The organism is Pseudomonas sp. 18173 (assembly GCF_050432945.1).
Taxonomy (GTDB): Bacteria; Pseudomonadota; Gammaproteobacteria; order Pseudomonadales; family Pseudomonadaceae; genus Aquipseudomonas.
In genome coordinates, this window is the sequence record NZ_JBKFTN010000008.1 from 197,276 (window position 1) to 213,255 (window position 15,980).

At 59.5% G+C, this 15,980-nt stretch carries 18 protein-coding genes; 11 read left to right on the plus strand and 7 right to left on the minus strand.

The features are described 5' to 3' along the window. Window positions 1-7: 7 nt before the first annotated feature. Window positions 8-1,798, minus strand: coding sequence for an ATP-binding protein (locus ACLD1X_RS12020; RefSeq protein WP_429367854.1), 1,791 nt, complete (start codon window positions 1,796-1,798; stop codon window positions 8-10). Window positions 1,799-1,808: 10 nt separating this feature from the next. Beyond that, on the minus strand, window positions 1,809-3,155 hold the full coding sequence (gene algB, locus ACLD1X_RS12025; protein ID WP_429367856.1) for a sigma-54-dependent response regulator transcription factor AlgB: 1,347 nt from the start codon (window positions 3,153-3,155) through the stop codon (window positions 1,809-1,811). A gap of 439 nt (window positions 3,156-3,594) precedes the next feature. On the opposite strand from algB, the gene ACLD1X_RS12030 reads away from it, so the two are divergent. From ACLD1X_RS12030 to ACLD1X_RS12045, 4 genes are all read left to right on the plus strand, one after another. Next, entirely contained in the window at window positions 3,595-3,882 is a 288-nt protein-coding gene (locus ACLD1X_RS12030) for a hypothetical protein (protein WP_429367858.1), read from the plus strand. Window positions 3,883-3,953: 71 nt separating this feature from the next. Then, the gene (locus ACLD1X_RS12035; protein ID WP_003170804.1) at window positions 3,954-4,118 is read left to right on the plus strand and encodes a DUF1328 domain-containing protein; all 165 of its coding nucleotides are present in this window, start codon (window positions 3,954-3,956) and stop codon (window positions 4,116-4,118) included. Window positions 4,119-4,828: 710 nt separating this feature from the next. After that, window positions 4,829-6,160: a glutamate/aspartate:proton symporter GltP gene (gene gltP / locus ACLD1X_RS12040; protein ID WP_429367861.1), complete on the plus strand. Its 1,332-nt coding sequence runs from the start codon at window positions 4,829-4,831 to the stop codon at window positions 6,158-6,160. 117 nt (window positions 6,161-6,277) lie between these two features. Further along, a complete protein-coding gene (locus ACLD1X_RS12045) occupies window positions 6,278-7,507 on the plus strand; it encodes a nucleoside recognition domain-containing protein (protein ID WP_429367863.1) in 1,230 nt (409 codons plus the stop codon). On the opposite strand, the gene ACLD1X_RS12050 is transcribed toward ACLD1X_RS12045, so the two are convergent. After that, window positions 7,489-8,586 (minus strand): aminopeptidase, encoded by a 1,098-nt coding sequence (locus ACLD1X_RS12050; RefSeq protein WP_429367865.1) that lies wholly within the window; start codon window positions 8,584-8,586, stop codon window positions 7,489-7,491. The genes ACLD1X_RS12045 and ACLD1X_RS12050 overlap by 19 nt on opposite strands. 59 nt (window positions 8,587-8,645) lie before the next feature. On the opposite strand from ACLD1X_RS12050, the gene ACLD1X_RS12055 reads away from it, so the two are divergent. Both ACLD1X_RS12055 and ACLD1X_RS12060 read left to right on the plus strand, forming a co-directional pair. Further along, window positions 8,646-9,068 carry a hypothetical protein gene (locus ACLD1X_RS12055; protein WP_429367867.1) on the plus strand — a complete coding sequence of 141 codons (423 nt, stop codon included), beginning with the start codon at window positions 8,646-8,648 and terminating at the stop codon, window positions 9,066-9,068. 41 nt (window positions 9,069-9,109) lie between these two features. Beyond that, window positions 9,110-9,532 carry a hypothetical protein gene (locus ACLD1X_RS12060; RefSeq protein WP_429367868.1) on the plus strand — a complete coding sequence of 141 codons (423 nt, stop codon included), beginning with the start codon at window positions 9,110-9,112 and terminating at the stop codon, window positions 9,530-9,532. Between the two features lie 4 nt (window positions 9,533-9,536). On the opposite strand, the gene ACLD1X_RS12065 is transcribed toward ACLD1X_RS12060, so the two are convergent. Then, window positions 9,537-9,770, minus strand: a complete 234-nt coding sequence (locus tag ACLD1X_RS12065) for a DUF1161 domain-containing protein (protein ID WP_008018477.1) — start codon at window positions 9,768-9,770, stop codon at window positions 9,537-9,539. Window positions 9,771-10,166: 396 nt separating this feature from the next. On the opposite strand from ACLD1X_RS12065, the gene ACLD1X_RS12070 reads away from it, so the two are divergent. Beyond that, window positions 10,167-11,168 carry an LLM class flavin-dependent oxidoreductase gene (locus tag ACLD1X_RS12070; RefSeq protein WP_322617780.1) on the plus strand — a complete coding sequence of 334 codons (1,002 nt, stop codon included), beginning with the start codon at window positions 10,167-10,169 and terminating at the stop codon, window positions 11,166-11,168. 66 nt (window positions 11,169-11,234) lie between these two features. Here ACLD1X_RS12070 and ACLD1X_RS12075 read toward each other — a convergent pair whose 3' ends face one another. After that, window positions 11,235-11,456 carry a DUF1161 domain-containing protein gene (locus tag ACLD1X_RS12075; RefSeq protein ID WP_429367871.1) on the minus strand — a complete coding sequence of 74 codons (222 nt, stop codon included), beginning with the start codon at window positions 11,454-11,456 and terminating at the stop codon, window positions 11,235-11,237. Between the two features lie 121 nt (window positions 11,457-11,577). Continuing rightward, window positions 11,578-11,793: a dodecin gene (locus ACLD1X_RS12080; protein ID WP_008018480.1), complete on the minus strand. Its 216-nt coding sequence runs from the start codon at window positions 11,791-11,793 to the stop codon at window positions 11,578-11,580. Window positions 11,794-11,950: 157 nt separating this feature from the next. On the opposite strand from ACLD1X_RS12080, the gene ACLD1X_RS12085 reads away from it, so the two are divergent. After that, window positions 11,951-12,274: a DUF883 family protein gene (locus tag ACLD1X_RS12085; RefSeq protein WP_008018481.1), complete on the plus strand. Its 324-nt coding sequence runs from the start codon at window positions 11,951-11,953 to the stop codon at window positions 12,272-12,274. Here ACLD1X_RS12085 and ACLD1X_RS12090 read toward each other — a convergent pair. Continuing rightward, the gene (locus tag ACLD1X_RS12090) at window positions 12,271-13,164 is read right to left on the minus strand and encodes a LysR family transcriptional regulator (protein ID WP_429367874.1); all 894 of its coding nucleotides are present in this window, start codon (window positions 13,162-13,164) and stop codon (window positions 12,271-12,273) included. The genes ACLD1X_RS12085 and ACLD1X_RS12090 overlap by 4 nt on opposite strands. 124 nt (window positions 13,165-13,288) lie before the next feature. On the opposite strand from ACLD1X_RS12090, the gene trpB reads away from it, so the two are divergent. From trpB to ACLD1X_RS12105, 3 genes are all read left to right on the plus strand, one after another. Then, window positions 13,289-14,509, plus strand: coding sequence for a tryptophan synthase subunit beta (gene trpB / locus ACLD1X_RS12095; RefSeq protein WP_429367876.1), 1,221 nt, complete (start codon window positions 13,289-13,291; stop codon window positions 14,507-14,509). Beyond that, window positions 14,509-15,321, plus strand: a complete 813-nt coding sequence (gene trpA, locus ACLD1X_RS12100; RefSeq protein WP_429367878.1) for a tryptophan synthase subunit alpha — start codon at window positions 14,509-14,511, stop codon at window positions 15,319-15,321. Before trpB ends, trpA begins: the two co-directional genes overlap by 1 nt. Before the next feature lie 119 nt (window positions 15,322-15,440). Beyond that, window positions 15,441-15,872, plus strand: a complete 432-nt coding sequence (locus tag ACLD1X_RS12105; protein ID WP_429367880.1) for an anti-virulence regulator CigR family protein — start codon at window positions 15,441-15,443, stop codon at window positions 15,870-15,872. Window positions 15,873-15,980: the final 108 nt, after the last annotated feature.

The following is a 15,980-nucleotide window of genomic DNA, read 5'->3' on the forward strand; positions in this document are numbered from 1 at the left end:
GCGCGACTTAAACGGTCAACGCCATGTAGAACTGAGTGCCTTGCCCCGGCCTTGAATAGACGCCCATCCGCCCGCCGTGCAGTTGCACGATTTCCTTGCACAAGGCCAGGCCGAGCCCGGCCCCGCCCTTCTTGCGTCCAACCTGCACGAACGGCTCGAAGATCCGCCCCTGCTGACCGTAGGCAATGCCTTCGCCGTTGTCCTCGACACTGATGATGACCCGGTCGCCATGGCGCCTGGCCTGCAGGCGTATCCGCCCGCCGGAGCCGGTATGACGCAAGGCGTTGTCGAGCAGGTTGTCGAGTACCCGGTCCAGCTGTGGCTGGTCGGCCTGCAAACGGGGCAAAGGCCCCTGCACCTCCACCAACAGGCTGATTTCCTTCTCTTTGGCCGATGTGACAAAGCGTGACTGGGCTTGTTCCAGTAACGCCTCAATGGAACACGGCGCCAGGGTGAGTTTCTGCAATCCGTTCTGGTAACGGGAGAAATTCAGCAGGTCGTTGATCAATTGCATCAACCGCTGCATCTCTTCATTCACGGTATCGAGCAGGTCGGCTTCCCGGGAGTCCGGGGCAAAGTGCGCGCGCTCACGGAACAATCCGAAGGCCATGTGCATACCGGTGACCGGTGTGCGTAATTCATGGGATGCGCGCAATACGAATTCGCTGCGAACCCGTTCGAAGGCACGCTGTTCCGTGACGTCATGCAGCACCATCACGGCACCGAGAATATGACCTTGGGTATGGCTGACCGGGGTCAGGCTATAGGTCAGCAGTCGCGATTCGCCGTCGACTTCGATACCCAAGTCTTCCGGCGCCCGCTCCAGCGTGCCGCCGCGCAGCACCAGTTGCAGTTGCTGGTCGAGTTCGGGGCGCTCCAGCGCCGTGCCCAACCCTTGGCCCAGGCGATCGGAGTCCCAGCCCAGTTGACGCTGGGCCACGGGGTTAAGGTGTTCCAGGTGGCCCTGACGGTCGATCATCAGCAGGCCGTCGTCGATGCTGTCGAGCACGGCCTGCAATCGCTGCTGACCGGCCAGCAACTCATCGACGTTGGTGGCCTGATGTTCACGCAGCGCCTGGGCCATGATCCCGAAACGCCGGGTCAGCTGGTTCAGCTCCACCGCCGAAGAGATCGGCAGGGTGACATCGAAATTGCCCTGGCCGATATTGTCCGCGGCCTTGGCCAAGGCCTCGATGGGCTCGCCGAAACGCCGGGCCATGGCCTGCGCGGTCACAAAGCCGATGATCAATACTGCCAGCCCCACCAGACCGAGCAACCCGGCAATCAACAGTGCCCGCTCCCGAGCCTGGCGCTCGGTATCGTTGATGTTATCCAGCGCGCGCTTGTGCTCGGCGATCAGGCCATTGCGCAGCGCGTTGAATTTATCGGTGAGGTCGTCGTGGCTGCTGAGCACTTTCGAGGTGTCCGGGGACGCTTCATAAGCCTGGATAAAGCGCTCGTAATCGGCCTTGGCTTTTCTGAAACCGTATTCGCTGCCTGTTTCTGCCGGTTCCTGGGCAATGCCTTGTTCGAGCAGTTCGAAGTAATGCAGCCTCGAGGCCGCGAAGGCCGCAGGATCGGGTTTCTCGCTCAGCATGATGATTAACTGGTCGCCCAGGGTCTGGCGCAGCTTGAGCCCCAGGTCCAGGGTGATGAAATTGCTGCGGATCAGTGCTTCCTGGCTGCCGGCCATCTGCATCACGCTGACCAGCCCGAGCAGAAGCCCGAGCAAGGCGACGGTGATCAGCGCGGAAATGCTCAGGAAAAGCCGGGTGCGCAATTTCATCGCCAGTTTCATCGGCTATGGCTCACAAATTGTACTGCTTGCGTTTGCGGTACAGCGTCGAGGCGTCGATACCCAGGGTCTTGGCCGCTTGGTCCAGCGTGTCGGCGGTGGCAAGGACCGCGCCGATGTGGGCCTTTTCCAGCTCATCCAGGCTCAATGCCGCGCCGATGCGCGGTGCATTGTTGACCGGGGTTTCGGCCATGCCCAAGTGACTGATCTCGACTCGCTCCTGCGGACAGATGATGCTCGCCCGCTCGATCACGTTGCGCAGTTCACGAATGTTGCCTGGCCAGCGATAGCCCAGCAGCGCTTCCCGGGCCTCATCGCTGAAGGCGCGCGCGGGACGGGCGTACTCCTTGACGAAGCGCGCCAGGAAACGATCGGCCAGGTTGAGAATATCTTCGCGGCGTTCGCGTAGCGGTGGCAGGTGCAAGGTAATGACATTCAGGCGATAGAGCAGGTCTTCACGGAAGCGCCCGTCGCGGACCATGTCCTCAAGGTTGAGGTTGGTGGCCGCAAGGATGCGCACATCGGCACGACGGGTCACCGGATCACCGACGCGTTCATATTCCTTGTCCTGAATGAAACGCAGCAACTTGGGTTGCAATGTCAGGGGAAAGTCGCCGATTTCGTCGAGAAACAGCGTCCCGCCGTCAGCCTGGTTGACTCGGCCCAGGGTGCTTTCGCTGGCGCCGGTGAAAGCGCCGCGGCTGTGGCCGAAGAGTTCGCTTTCCATGAGCTCGGCGGTCAGCGACGGGCAGTTGATCGTGACGCAGGATTTCTTCGCGCGCTTGCTCCAGCCGTGAATGGCTTGGGACAGTTCGCCCTTGCCGGTACCGGACTCACCAAGAATCAGGATATTGGCATCAGTCGTGGCAACCTGGCGGGCGGTTTCGAGTACCACTTTCATGGCGGGGCTGTGGGAATCGAGCCCGTCCTTGGGCTTGCGCACTTCTCCTTCCAGGGCTTCCAGGCGTGCCGACAGTTGCCGCACCTCCAGTTGCTTGGCGGTTGCCAGCCGCAGTTGATCGGGGCTGCAGGGTTTGACCAGATAGTCGGCGGCACCGGCCTGAATCGCGTCCACCGCCGTGTCGACGGCCGAGTGCGCGGTGACGATCACCACGCGCATCCAGGGCGCCTGGATGCGCATCTGGGCCAGCACATCGAGGCCGTTGTCTTCACCCAGACGCAAATCGAGGAAGCACAGGTCGAAGACCTGCCGCTGTAACAGTGTGTCTGCCTGCGCGGCACTGGTGGCGGTGGCCACGCTGTAGCCTTCGTCTTCAAGGCAATAACGGAAGGTACGCAGGATCGCGGACTCATCGTCCACCAGCAGAATGCGGCCTTGATGCTCAGTGGCTGATTCCATTTTCCTGCGCTCCTTAATGAATGATCTTTATTTAGGCCCGGAAAAATCGGGCAAGTTGCATGATTGATACTGAGCCAATGCTGTCATTGCAGGGTAGCTTTCATCCGATGTATCGGTTAGTCAGCTGATTATGCGGGGCTTTTGATAGATGTCCCGTTTCTGACAGCGCACCGCGTGTATTTCTGACATCCATGCCCTCCTCCCAATTCAAAAAATTTACACCTGCCCTTTAAACGAATCGTGCAATACGCACGACTGCACCGGTGGCATCGTGCAGGATGCGCGCGAAGTGATTTCTTTTGAGCTCATAACATATTGAAATTAAAGGAGATTATTTCGAATCAAAGCTGGCATGCGCTCTGCAGATGTCTGGTTAACCAGGGCATTCAAAAACAAGCGCCCGCTAGTGAATACCGACCCGAGTGGTAGGAGCTCCAGGATGAACCGTCAACGTGCCGCCCACCTGCGTCTGTCGCCTGTGCATATCCAGCAAGGGCTGTTTGCTGTTCTGGCGCTGTTGCTCACCTTGATCTGCGGCCAGCAGTTTCTGCGCTGGGAGCAGGGTCGGCAGCCGCAAGCGCCATTCCTGTCGATGCCACATCCGACCCAAACCCAATTCAGCGCTGTCGGCAGCGGTCAGGCCGATAGCACCCCGATGCACATGATGGATGTCGACCAGGCCAGGCCTGTGGGTGAGATGCGTCATCAAGAGCGTTGGGTGTTCTAGACAAAACTTCCGCCGCACCCGATGCGCCGGGAAACGCAGCAACTCCAAACAGAAGCGTAAGGAGAATCACCATGTTGAGCTGGGCAATTACATTCCTGATCATCGCCATCGTCGCTGCCGTACTGGGCTTCGGTGGTATCGCGGGCACCGCCACGGGTATCGCCAAGATTCTGTTTGTCGTGTTCCTGGTAATGTTCATCGCTTCCTTCTTCTTTGGCCGTCGCGGTCGAGGCTGATACGAGAGGAGGCCACGGCGCCTTCTTCCACCTGCGTCACCTGAGGAAGGCTGGCGCATGACCATGGGGTCGGGACGTTCTGCCTGTTTCAGGGGCGGAGTGACCTACGGGTACAGGGAGTGCCTGCGCAAGGGCCGGGTCAGGAAAAGCTGCTGCGCAAGTTCGTCGCACCCCCATGGCTCGACGGACTTGCGAAGGGCTTGATCACGCAACACATTGAAATAGAGCGCCCGTCTCGTTTTCACCACTGTTTTCGCTTCCTTGTCGTTGACGCGTCGCAAAATACTTTTCCCGGTGTTTCACCCGCGACCGTATATCGAGAATAATAACCTTTCTTTGGCCACGATTTTTCGCTTCGTCCTGCGGGATTTTGCTGAAAAATCAACGCTCGGCCACCGCTCAATAAATGTTCAATCTGCTCTGTGATGACCGGTTCACGGCACTTTTGCCTGCCGAAATGTCGCATTCGAACCGATTGCGACGTCGCTTTCAGTAAAAAAACCTCATGCCGATTCGGCATAGGGTAGGCGTTTACGGCATTAGACGGCGCTTCCTTGCATCGGAATAGTTGCGCCTTTTTTCGCCTGCCAGAGAGCCGTGAATACGCGTTCCGGGGCACCTTATACGGGGGGAAGATGCACTAGACTTTTTCGCCATAAGCGTTCCAGTTCGCGCATCTCCCTGAGTCAAACGCAAGTAAGGGTAAAGATATGAAGAAGGCAAAGCTTAGCCTCGCCTGGCAGATCCTCATCGGTCTGGTATTGGGGATTGCAATCGGTGCGCTGCTCAACCATTTCAGTGCCGAAAAAGCCTGGTGGATCAGCAACGTCCTGCAACCGGCAGGCGATATCTTTATCCGTCTGATCAAGATGATCGTGATTCCGATCGTCATTTCCTCCCTGGTCGTCGGCATCGCAGGCGTCGGTGACGCCAAGAAACTGGGGCGTATCGGCCTCAAGACCATCATTTACTTCGAGATCGTCACCACCATCGCCATCGTGGTCGGTCTGTTGCTGGCCAACCTGTTCCATCCGGGTGCCGGCATCGACATGAGCACCCTGGGCACTGTGGACATTTCCAAGTACCAGGCCACGGCGGCCGAGGTTCAGCATGAACACGCGTTCATCGAAACCATCCTCAACCTGATCCCGTCGAACATCTTCGCGGCCATGGCCCGCGGCGAAATGCTGCCGATCATCTTCTTCTCCGTATTGTTCGGTCTTGGCCTGTCGAGCCTGCAGGCAGACCTGCGCGAGCCGCTGGTGAAGATGTTCCAGGGCGTATCGGAAAGCATGTTCAAGGTCACTCACATGATCATGAACTACGCCCCGATCGGCGTGTTCGCGCTGATCGCGGTGACCGTGGCCAACTTCGGCTTCGCGTCGCTGCTGCCGCTGGCCAAACTGGTGATTCTGGTTTACGTCGCCATCGCCTTCTTCGCTTTCGTGATCCTGGGCCTGATCGCACGCCTGTTCGGCTTCTCGGTGATCAAGCTGATGCGCATCTTCAAGGATGAGCTGGTGCTGGCCTACTCCACCGCTTCTTCTGAAACCGTGCTGCCGCGCGTGATCGAGAAGATGGAAGCCTACGGTGCGCCGAAAGCCATTTGCAGCTTCGTGGTACCGACCGGTTACTCGTTCAACCTCGACGGTTCGACCCTGTACCAAAGCATCGCGGCGATCTTCATTGCCCAGCTGTATGGCATCGACCTGTCGATCAGCCAGCAACTGCTGCTGGTACTGACGTTGATGGTCACCTCCAAAGGCATCGCCGGCGTACCGGGCGTGTCCTTCGTGGTGCTGCTGGCCACCTTGGGCAGCGTCGGTATTCCACTGGAAGGCCTGGCGTTCATCGCCGGTGTCGACCGCGTCATGGACATGGCCCGTACCGCACTGAACGTGATCGGCAACGCCCTGGCTGTTCTGGTTATCGCTCGTTGGGAAGGCATGTACGACGACGCCAAGGGCCAGCGCTACTGGAACTCCCTGCCGCACTGGCGCAGCAAGGAAAAATTGCCGGTGGGTGAAATTTCCAAGAACTGATGCCATCTCCCTTGTGGGAGTGGTGCAGGCAATAACAGACAAACCCCGAAGAAATTCGGGGTTTGTCGTTTCTGGCCACCCCGCTATCATTCGCGGATCTTTTGGGGGATTTGACTGATGCTCAATGGCCTGTGGCTTGGCTTCTTCATCGTGGCAGCCGTGTCGGCGCTGGCTCAGTGGCTGATTGGAGGTAACGCCGGGATATTCGCGGCGATGGTGGAAAGCATTTTTGCCATGGCCAAGCTATCGGTCGAAGTCATGGTGCTGTTGTTCGGTACCCTCACCCTCTGGCTCGGTTTTCTGCGCATTGCCGAGAAAGCCGGGATCGTCGAATGGTTGGCCAAGGCCTTGGGCCCGCTGTTCTTGCGCCTGATGCCTGAGGTTCCGCCGGGTCATCCGGCCATCGGCCTGATCACCCTCAACTTCGCCGCCAATGGCCTGGGCCTGGACAACGCCGCCACGCCGATCGGCCTCAAGGCCATGAAAGCGCTGCAAGAACTCAATCCCAGCGCTACCGTCGCCAGCAACGCCCAGATTCTGTTCCTGGTGCTCAACGCCTCCTCGCTGACCCTGCTGCCGGTGACCATCTTCATGTATCGCGCCCAGCAAGGCGCGCCTGACCCGACGCTGGTGTTCCTGCCGATCCTGCTGGCGACCAGTTGCTCGACCATTGTCGGCTTCCTGTCGGTGGCGTTCATGCAGCGCTTGCGCATCTGGGACCCCGTGGTGCTGGCCTACCTGATCCCTGGCGCCCTCGCCCTCGGTGCGTTCATGGCATTGCTGGCGACCCTTTCAGCGACCGCGCTGGCCGGCCTGTCATCGATCCTCGGCAACCTGACGCTGTTTGGCCTGATCATGCTGTTTCTGCTGATTGGTGCGCTGCGCAAAGTGAAGGTCTACGAGGCCTTCGTCGAAGGTGCCAAAGAGGGTTTCGACGTCGCCAGGAACCTGCTGCCTTACCTGGTGGCGATGCTCTGTGCGGTGGGCGTATTGCGCGCCTCCGGGGCACTGGACTTCGGCCTGGACGGGATTCGCCATCTGGTGGCGTGGGCCGGTTGGGATACGCGCTTCGTCGATGCGTTGCCGACGGCGATGGTCAAACCCTTCTCCGGTAGCGCCGCCCGGGCGATGTTGATTGAAACCATGAGGACCTCGGGCGTAGACAGCTTCCCGGCGCTGGTGGCGGCAACGGTCCAGGGCAGCACCGAGACCACGTTCTATGTCCTGGCGGTGTACTTCGGCGCCGTGGGCATCCAGCGCGCGCGCCATGCGGTTGGCTGCGCCTTGCTGGCGGAGCTTGCCGGGGTGCTGGGTTCAATCGGGGTCTGCTACTGGTTCTTTGGTTGATGGGTGCCGTCAGCCAGGGTTTTCAACGCTGCCTTGCGCTCGTCCGTGGGCAAGGCGCCGAGCTTCTCCACGGCAGCATAGAACTGCAGCCAGTTGCCATCCACCTGATGGAACAGCGCGGTAAATGCCGGTACCCATTGATCGTACAAGCCAAACGGCAATAGCCGGGCATTGTTCATGGGGGCATAGACCCAGGCGTCGTAGCGTTTGTCTCCAGCCCACTGGCGGTCGCGCATTTGTCGGTAGTCGCTGCGCAAACGCTCGAATTCGACCGCCTTGCGCTGGCGCATTTGTTCAGTGGGCAACGGCAAGCTGTAGAGCTGTTCCAGACGGGTGCGGGTCTTGAGCACCAACTCGGTGAACTGGTCGCGCTGCCGCGCCTGCGCATTGTCAGCCGGTGGCAGCAGGCGATAGGCGCGCCATTGGCGAGTGCCTTCCTGCTCGACGAAGGTGGCAAAGGACTCATTGAACTCCGTGTCGTCCTTCACATAGAAGCGCTGATGGGCCAGCTCGTGAAAGATCAGCGTGGCCAGTCGCTCGTCGCCCCAGCCCATCATCGAACTGATGATCGGGTCATTGAACCAGCCAAGCGTCGAATACGCTTCGACGCCACCAATCGACACGTCCAAGCCCTGTATGCGCTGTACGGCCGCTTCGCCGCGGGCGGCGCTCTGGCTGTAGTAACCGCGGTAGGCCACGCAACCGGCAACGGGAAAGCAGTGGTTGACGGGCTTGAGGGAAAATTCCGGTGTGGCGAAGACATTCCAGACGACGTAGGGACGCCCAATGTCCGCGTACAAGCGGTAACTCAGGTTATCCGGCAGGTGCAGTTTCTGGCTGGCAAACGTTCGGGCCTTTTGCGATTGCTCCAGGTGTGTGCGCAGTTTTTCATCGCGCGCCGGGTCGGCGATCACACTGGAAACAGGCTCCCGGGCCCGCAGTAACTGCAGTTGGCCGGTGGCCAACTGGCTGTAATAGCTGACGCTGGCGCAACCGTTGAGCAACAAAAACAACACACACGGAAACAAAACGCGAAAAACGCGATCAAGTAAATCAAGGCTAGGAAGCGGCCTGAACACAATAATTCTTCCTTGGAGAGTCTTTGCACAAGACTATCCCGCTTGAATGGAGCTCCGCTATGCGCAAGTTGGTACTGACGGGTGGCCTGTTGTTTCTGGCCGGCTGTGCTGGTTTCGGAATACCTCGCCCTGATCCTGCGCAAGCCTGGATCGACCTGGACTCAAAGCAGAAAAATACGGCGCTGCAGGCGCTGGAGGTCGATAACAAGGCCACTGACGATAAACGCTATTTCGAAGTCCAGCCCGGTAGCCATGAGTTGACGGTCCGCTATCAGTTTCCGGTCCAGCCCACCAACATCGGTCCTAACGCCGAGCCGTTGTGGCGCGATTGTCAGTTGAACGTGAAATTCAACGACTTCAACGCGGGTGAGCGTTATGAGCTACAGGCGGGAAACATTGGTTTTCGACCTTGGGCGAAACTCTACGATCAGCAGCGAAAAGTGATTGGCCAGGGCAAGCCCGCGGGATGTCAACACACCTGATCGGCGTTATGCTGAATGCATAATCCCTTGGGGCATTCATCATGCGCAGGTTGATGCTGTTACTCGCCGCCAGTGTTGTTGCCGGTTGCCAGAGCCCGATGCCGGCGGCTAATCCGAAGATGGCCTGGGTAGAATTCTCTACGCCCTTCCCTAACGACAAGTTGCTGATGGCCGAACGACTGGACAAGCAGCGCCTGCGCGACGGGCGCTACTTTGAGGTTACACCGGGCAGCCACGAACTGATCGTCCGTTTCGACTTTGAAGTACCCGGTGGTGGCGGATTGAGCATGATGAGCGGCCCCTCTGAACGGATCTGCTACCTGACCATCAATTACGATCATTTCGAAGCCGGTCAGCGGTATGTGCTCCAGGGTCGCTCAATCGCCTTCATACCCGAGGCCCGGCTGTACAACGCCAAGCGCGAGATCGTCGCTGAAGATCGGGAATCCTACTGCCTGATGTGAAGTGTCAGCGGTCGTTCTTCTGGTAGATGATTTTCTTGGTGCCGTTCTCGCACGAGCCAACGACCATGTTCTGGTCGTGCACCTCGTCGTTGGTGACGATTTCAAGTGTGTAGGCGGTGACGCCACTGGCCTGAATCTTGGCTTCGATCTCGGCCTTGAGTTCTTCGCAAGGTTTCGGCGCTGCGAGGGCCGAAGTGGCCAGTGCGCAACAGATAACCGCCAGGGCAAAACGTTTCATGGTTGAAGCTCCTTTGAGGCAGCACGCATATTCACGGGTTTTTGCTGCTGTCATTTATTCGACCATAGTTTTAGCGGGCAAATCTGTCACGACGCAAAAAAGTTCGCAGTTTTGAGCACCTTTTGCCGAACGATCCCGGCAGGTTGCGCAAGGCAGCGATCTTTTTCGTTTCAATGAAAGTCCAGCCGACCGATGTTGCCTCCAGGTTGATCTTCGAATCGCACCCGGGTCGCCCGGAGATATTCACCTCGTCCGGTAAATCTGCTTTTTTTGCGGGATTTTTTACCAGGCTATTGAAACTCGGGTATATGCCCACATTGCATGAACACGCTTTTGGATTCGGCAGGTTTGCGTTCGCAAGAACAAACCTGCGCCCTCAATTGGAGAAGCAGGTTCATGAAACGACTGTCCGATATCAAGTTCTCGACCCTCGATCTGGTGCCGGTGCGCGAGAACGGCAGCGCGGCCCAGTCGCTGCGCAACTCGCTGGACCTGGCGCAACACGTCGAGAAGTTCGGCTACAACCGCTTCTGGGTAGCGGAGCACCACAACATGGACGGCATCGCCAGTTCCGCGACATCGGTGCTGCTTGGTTATCTGGCCGGTGGTACATCGACCATTCGTGTCGGTTCGGGCGGAGTGATGTTGCCCAACCATGCACCGCTGGTGATTGCCGAGCAGTTCGGCACCCTGGAAAGCCTTTATCCGGGCCGGATTGATCTGGGCCTGGGTCGCGCCCCCGGTTCCGACCAGATGACCGCACGTGCGCTGCGCCGCGAACGTTCCGGCAGCGCCGACGACTTCCCGGAAGATGTAGCGGAACTGGTACGCTACCTCGGGCCGCGTACCCCGGATCAACGCATCATCGCCATGCCGGGAACCGGGACCAATGTGCCGGTCTGGTTGTTGGGATCGAGCTTGTTCAGCGCACAACTGGCGGGTGAGCGCGGTTTGCCCTACGCCTTCGCTTCACATTTCGCACCGCGCTATATGCATGAAGCGATTAGGGTGTACCGCAATCACTTCAAGCCGTCAGCCGTACTGGATAAACCCTACGTGATGCTCGGTGTGCCATTGGTGGCAGCCGATACCGATGAGCAGGCCGATTACCTGGCGACTTCGGTGTTCCAGCGGATTCTTGCCCTGATGCGTGGCCAAAGCCTGGTGCAGCGCCCTCCGGTCAAGACCATGGACGGCCTGTGGCTGCCCCATGAGAGAGAGGCCGTGCACGATTTCCTTGGCCTGGCCATGATCGGCAGCCCGCAGAAAATCCGCGCCAAACTCGAGGTCCTGATTGAGCAGACCCAGGCTGACGAGCTGATTTTCACCTGTGACCTGTACGAACATTCGGATCGCGTGCATTCCTACGAGTTGCTGGCGCAGGTCATGCGAGGCTGATACTCAAACGCCAGGCGTAAAAAAGCCGACACCGTGGTGTCGGCTTTTTTTCAGGCGGAATTCTGCCTACTTTTTATAGACGATCACTTTGGCGCCCGCCTCGCATTTACCAACAACTTTCCCGCCGGCAGCGGCGCCTTTATCGACAATCTCCAGCGAATATCCGGAAACGCCCTTGGCATCGAGTTTCGCTGCGATTTCTGCTTTCAGCTCTTCGCATGGCTTGCCGCCCGCCAATGCGGTCCCCGCAAGGCTCAACAAACCTACCACCAACATATACTTCTTCATCGGTTGCATTCCCTGGTCGGATCATAGGGGTAACCAGCCGTCAGCCGGACGCACTCATGTAGCGCATTGCCATTCCCTATGGCATTCGTCCGGCGTGCAAGTTCAGAAGACTAGCCCAAAGTCAGCTACTGGCAATTCGAAACCCGACTTTCAAGGTCACCTGAAAGTGCGCAGCCTTGCCGTCCCGAATGTGCCCTCGGGTCTCGGTCACTTCAAACCATTCCATGTACTTGAGGCTTTTACTGGCTTCGGCCAGTGCGTTGTTGATCGCATCTTCGATACTGCTGGTGGATGAGCCGACCAGCTCGACTTTCTTGTAGGTGTGATGGTCAGACATGGCGTTCTCCTCGGCGTGTGAATTACAGCCTAGCAGTGATTTTTCCTATTTCTTGTGTTGGGCGTTCTCTGGATGAGGTTCAGATTTTCTGCACTTTCTCGCACCCCTGAAGTCCCAACCAACACACGCCACTGACCACCAATGCAGGAGAGCCACCATGGCCAACACCTCGTTACGCAAAGCCTCATTGCAAAGCATGGAAGCCGAGATCGAGAGTCTGCTCAAGTCTTTGGAAAGCCTGAAGGACGACGCCTCGGACGAGTCGCGTAAAACCCTCAAGACCCTTAAAAGCAACGCCGAGAATGCCTTGAGGCACTCACGCCACCTGCTGGCCGATGCCTATGAAGAGGTCAAGGTCAAAACCCGCGAAACCGGGATTGCCACCCGCGACTACGCCCAGGAGCACCCCTGGACAACAGCCGGTGTCGCCGTGGGTGCATTGGGCCTGCTGGCCGCTTACCTGTTGTGCAAGCGTGATTAATCCGCTCGATGCAGCTCGTTCCTGAGCCACTGGGCCAGTTGCCGGGCGCGTCCGTCCGCGGCGCGCTTGGGTAGCCACAACGCCAGTTGTGCCGGGGTTTCACTGAAACCCCATGGTGCAACCAGGCGGCCGGCCTTCAAGTCCTCGGCCACCAGGGGTTCGGGGGCAATCGCCACGCCCAGGCCGGCAACGGCGGCTTCGAGCAAGTAATACAAATGTTCAAATCCCTGACCGTACTTCAACGCCCTGGCGTCGAGGCCGCGTGGTTGCGCCCAGTTCGGCCAGGCTTGCGGGCGTGAGGTGGTGTGCAGCAAGGGTTCGCTCAACAGTGCGGTTTCCGGCGCTTGCCTGAGCCGTTCATAGCCGCTGAACCGGGGGCTCATGACCGGACCGATGCGTTCGCCGGCCAGCTCGAAAACCTGCATGTCCGCCGGCCACGGTGGCTCGGCAAAGACCAGCAAGGCGTCCAGCCCCGGTCTTCGCGGATCGAGATCGCCTTCTCCGGCCGACAGGTGCAGGCGCAAGTCCGGCAGGTCGGCGTTGAGTCTCCCCAGTCGCGGGATAAACCAGCGCGCCAGCAGGCTTCCCGAGCAACCGAGCACGAACGGGGCGTCGGCTGTGCTTTGTGTGAGTTCGGCGCAAACACTGCGCAGGCGCTCGAAGGCTTCGCTGCTGGCGTCACGCAGGCGTAACCCGGCATCTGTGAGTTTCAGGCCGCGACCGTCCTTGATGAACAGGCTCACACCCAGGTGCTCTTCGAGGACTTTCAGTTGCCGGCTGACGGCCCCATGGGTGACGTGCAGCTGCTCGGCCGCCTGACTGACGCTGTTCAGGCGGGCGGTGGCTTCGAAGGCGCGAAGCGCGTTCAGCGGCGGAAGGTCATGGCTCATGGGATCTGTGAGTTTTCCTGACAGGTTGTGGCGATCTTATCGGTTTTCAGGCCGGGGCGTCAGGGGTAGAGTGAAGCCCACTATCTCTTTATGCATCACTTCACGCATTCAACTGGAGCGCCAAATGACCCAGACTAATCTGCGCAACGGCCCTGATGCCAACGGCCTGTTTGGCGCGTTCGGTGGCCGCTACGTTGCCGAAACCCTGATGCCGTTGATCCTCGACCTGGCCCGTGAATATGAGTTGGCCAAGGACGATCCTGCATTCAAGGAAGAGCTGGCCTACTTCCAGCGCGACTACGTCGGCCGTCCAAGCCCGCTGTACTTCGCCGAGCGTCTGACCGAGTTCTGTGGCGGCGCGAAGATCTACCTCAAGCGCGAAGAGCTGAACCACACCGGCGCGCACAAGATCAACAACTGCATCGGCCAGATCCTGCTGGCGCGGCGCATGGGCAAGAAACGCATCATTGCCGAGACCGGCGCCGGCATGCACGGTGTGGCCACGGCCACCGTCGCTGCGCGTTTCGGTCTGGATTGCGTGATCTACATGGGCACGACCGACATCGAACGTCAGCAGGCCAACGTGTTTCGCATGAAGCTGCTGGGCGCCGAAGTTATCCCGGTGGTGGCCGGTACCGGCACGCTGAAGGATGCGATGAACGAAGCCCTGCGTGACTGGGTGACCAACGTCGACAGCACCTTCTACCTGATCGGCACCGTGGCCGGTCCGCACCCTTACCCGGCAATGGTTCGCGACTTCCAGGCCGTGATCGGCAAGGAAACCCGTGAGCAGCTGCAAGCCCAGGAAGGCCGCCTGCCGGACAGCCTGGTGGCGTGCATTGGTGGCGGCTCCAACGCCATGGGCCTGTTCCACCCGTTCCTCGACGACAAGAGCGTCGAAATCATCGGCGTCGAAGCGGCCGGCTACGGCATCGAGACCGGCAAGCATGCGGCCAGCCTGAATGGCGGCGTACCGGGTGTGCTGCACGGCAACCGCACCTTCCTGCTGCAGGACGACGATGGCCAGATCATCGATGCCCACTCGATCTCTGCCGGCCTCGATTACCCTGGCATCGGTCCGGAACACGCCTGGTTGCACGACATCGGCCGCGTTCAGTACACCTCGGTGACTGACGACGAAGCCCTCGCCGCGTTCCACCAATGCTGCCGCCTGGAAGGGATCATCCCTGCCCTGGAAAGCGCCCATGCCCTGGCCGAGGTGTTCAAACGCGCACCGAAGCTGCCGAAGGATCACCTGATGGTGGTCAACCTGTCCGGCCGTGGCGACAAAGACATGCAGACCGTGATGCACCATATGGAACAATCGAAGCAGGAGAAACACTGATGAGCCGCCTGCAAACGCGTTTTGCCGAACTCAAGGAACAGAACCGCGCCGCCCTGGTGACCTTCGTGACCGCTGGCGATCCGGGCTATGACACGTCCCTGGCAATCCTCAAAGGTTTGCCGGCAGCGGGCGCCGACGTCATCGAACTGGGCATGCCCTTCACCGATCCGATGGCCGACGGCCCGGCGATCCAGCTCGCCAACATCCGTGCCCTGGCCGCCAAGCAGAACCTGGTGAAAACCCTGCAAATGGTTCGCGAGTTCCGCAAGGACAACAACGAAACGCCGCTGGTGCTGATGGGGTACTTCAACCCGATCCACAAATATGGCGTGCCGCGCTTTATCGCCGAAGCGAAAGAGGCCGGGGTCGATGGTCTGATCGTGGTCGACATGCCTCCCGAGCATAACGGCGAGTTGTGCGATCCGGCACAGGCTGCCGGCCTGGACTTCATCCGTCTGACCACCCCGACCACCGACGATGTGCGTCTGCCAACCGTGCTTAACGGCAGCTCCGGGTTTGTTTACTACGTGTCCGTTGCCGGTGTGACCGGTGCTGGCGCAGCGACGCTGGAGCACGTTGAAGAAGCGGTCGCGCGTTTGCGTCGCCATACCGATCTGCCGATCAGCATCGGTTTCGGCATTCGCACGCCGGAGCAAGCAGCGTCTATCGCGCGTCTGGCGGACGGTGTGGTCGTGGGTTCGGCGCTGATCGATCACATCGCCAATGCCTCGACGCCGGATCAGGCGATCGATGGTGTGCTGAGCCTTTGCTCGGCATTGGCCGACGGCGTGCGTAAAGCCCGTGTCAGCTGAGGGTAAAGTTCCTGATACAGAGGAATTAGAGCCTCGCGGCACAGACTAAACAGCAAGACCGAGGGCTTCAGGACTGCGTTCTGAAGCCCTTTTTGCTGTGTGTTGTGAGGAAAGACCTGATGAAAATGTCGAAACGCCTGATGGCCAGCCTCGGTGTGCTGCTGCTCGGCGCGACCCTGCATGCCAACGCTGATCAGCACGACGGTCACGGCCATTACGATAACCATGGTGATTATCATGGTGACGAGCGCCGAGGCCCGCAGGACTACCATCGCGGTGGGCCTCCACCCCGGGACTTCGCCCCTGTTCGCCAGACGATCCACGACAATCATGTGTATTTCGTCCGCGGTGCTCCACCGCCACCGGGTGTCATCGTGGTGCGTGGCAGGCCGCTGCCTCGGGGCTATTACGGCGAGCGCCTGGATAACCGCGCGTTGAGCCGGTTGCCGTATTACCCGGGCTACGAATGGCGTCGCGCGGGCGCGGACGTTGTGCTGATCGCGGCAGGAACCGGGATGGTCTATGAGGTTCTGCAGGGGGTTCTGTACTAAGTAGCATACTCATTGTGGCGAGGGGGCTTGCCCCCGTTGGACGGCGCAGCCGGCCCGGCGACTCAAGTGACGAGTGCTGGGGCCGCTTCGCAACCCAACGGGGGCAAG

Coding starts and splice junctions, on each gene's coding strand:
- ACLD1X_RS12075 (WP_429367871.1), bottom strand. CDS start 11,456: ATGAAGAAGTATATGTTGGTGGTAGGTTTGTTGAGCCTTGCGGGGACC.
- ACLD1X_RS12045 (WP_429367863.1), top strand. CDS start 6,278: ATGCTCAATGGCCTGTGGCTTGGCTTCTTCATCGTGGCAGCCGTGTCG.
- ACLD1X_RS12105 (WP_429367880.1), top strand. CDS start 15,441: ATGAAAATGTCGAAACGCCTGATGGCCAGCCTCGGTGTGCTGCTGCTC.
- ACLD1X_RS12020 (WP_429367854.1), bottom strand. CDS start 1,798: ATGAAACTGGCGATGAAATTGCGCACCCGGCTTTTCCTGAGCATTTCC.
- ACLD1X_RS12055 (WP_429367867.1), top strand. CDS start 8,646: ATGCGCAAGTTGGTACTGACGGGTGGCCTGTTGTTTCTGGCCGGCTGT.
- ACLD1X_RS12085 (WP_008018481.1), top strand. CDS start 11,951: ATGGCCAACACCTCGTTACGCAAAGCCTCATTGCAAAGCATGGAAGCC.
- ACLD1X_RS12065 (WP_008018477.1), bottom strand. CDS start 9,770: ATGAAACGTTTTGCCCTGGCGGTTATCTGTTGCGCACTGGCCACTTCG.
- ACLD1X_RS12080 (WP_008018480.1), bottom strand. CDS start 11,793: ATGTCTGACCATCACACCTACAAGAAAGTCGAGCTGGTCGGCTCATCC.
- trpB (WP_429367876.1), top strand. CDS start 13,289: ATGACCCAGACTAATCTGCGCAACGGCCCTGATGCCAACGGCCTGTTT.
- algB (WP_429367856.1), bottom strand. CDS start 3,155: ATGGAATCAGCCACTGAGCATCAAGGCCGCATTCTGCTGGTGGACGAT.
- ACLD1X_RS12060 (WP_429367868.1), top strand. CDS start 9,110: ATGCGCAGGTTGATGCTGTTACTCGCCGCCAGTGTTGTTGCCGGTTGC.
- ACLD1X_RS12070 (WP_322617780.1), top strand. CDS start 10,167: ATGAAACGACTGTCCGATATCAAGTTCTCGACCCTCGATCTGGTGCCG.
- ACLD1X_RS12090 (WP_429367874.1), bottom strand. CDS start 13,164: ATGAGCCATGACCTTCCGCCGCTGAACGCGCTTCGCGCCTTCGAAGCC.
- ACLD1X_RS12030 (WP_429367858.1), top strand. CDS start 3,595: ATGAACCGTCAACGTGCCGCCCACCTGCGTCTGTCGCCTGTGCATATC.
- ACLD1X_RS12035 (WP_003170804.1), top strand. CDS start 3,954: ATGTTGAGCTGGGCAATTACATTCCTGATCATCGCCATCGTCGCTGCC.
- trpA (WP_429367878.1), top strand. CDS start 14,509: ATGAGCCGCCTGCAAACGCGTTTTGCCGAACTCAAGGAACAGAACCGC.
- gltP (WP_429367861.1), top strand. CDS start 4,829: ATGAAGAAGGCAAAGCTTAGCCTCGCCTGGCAGATCCTCATCGGTCTG.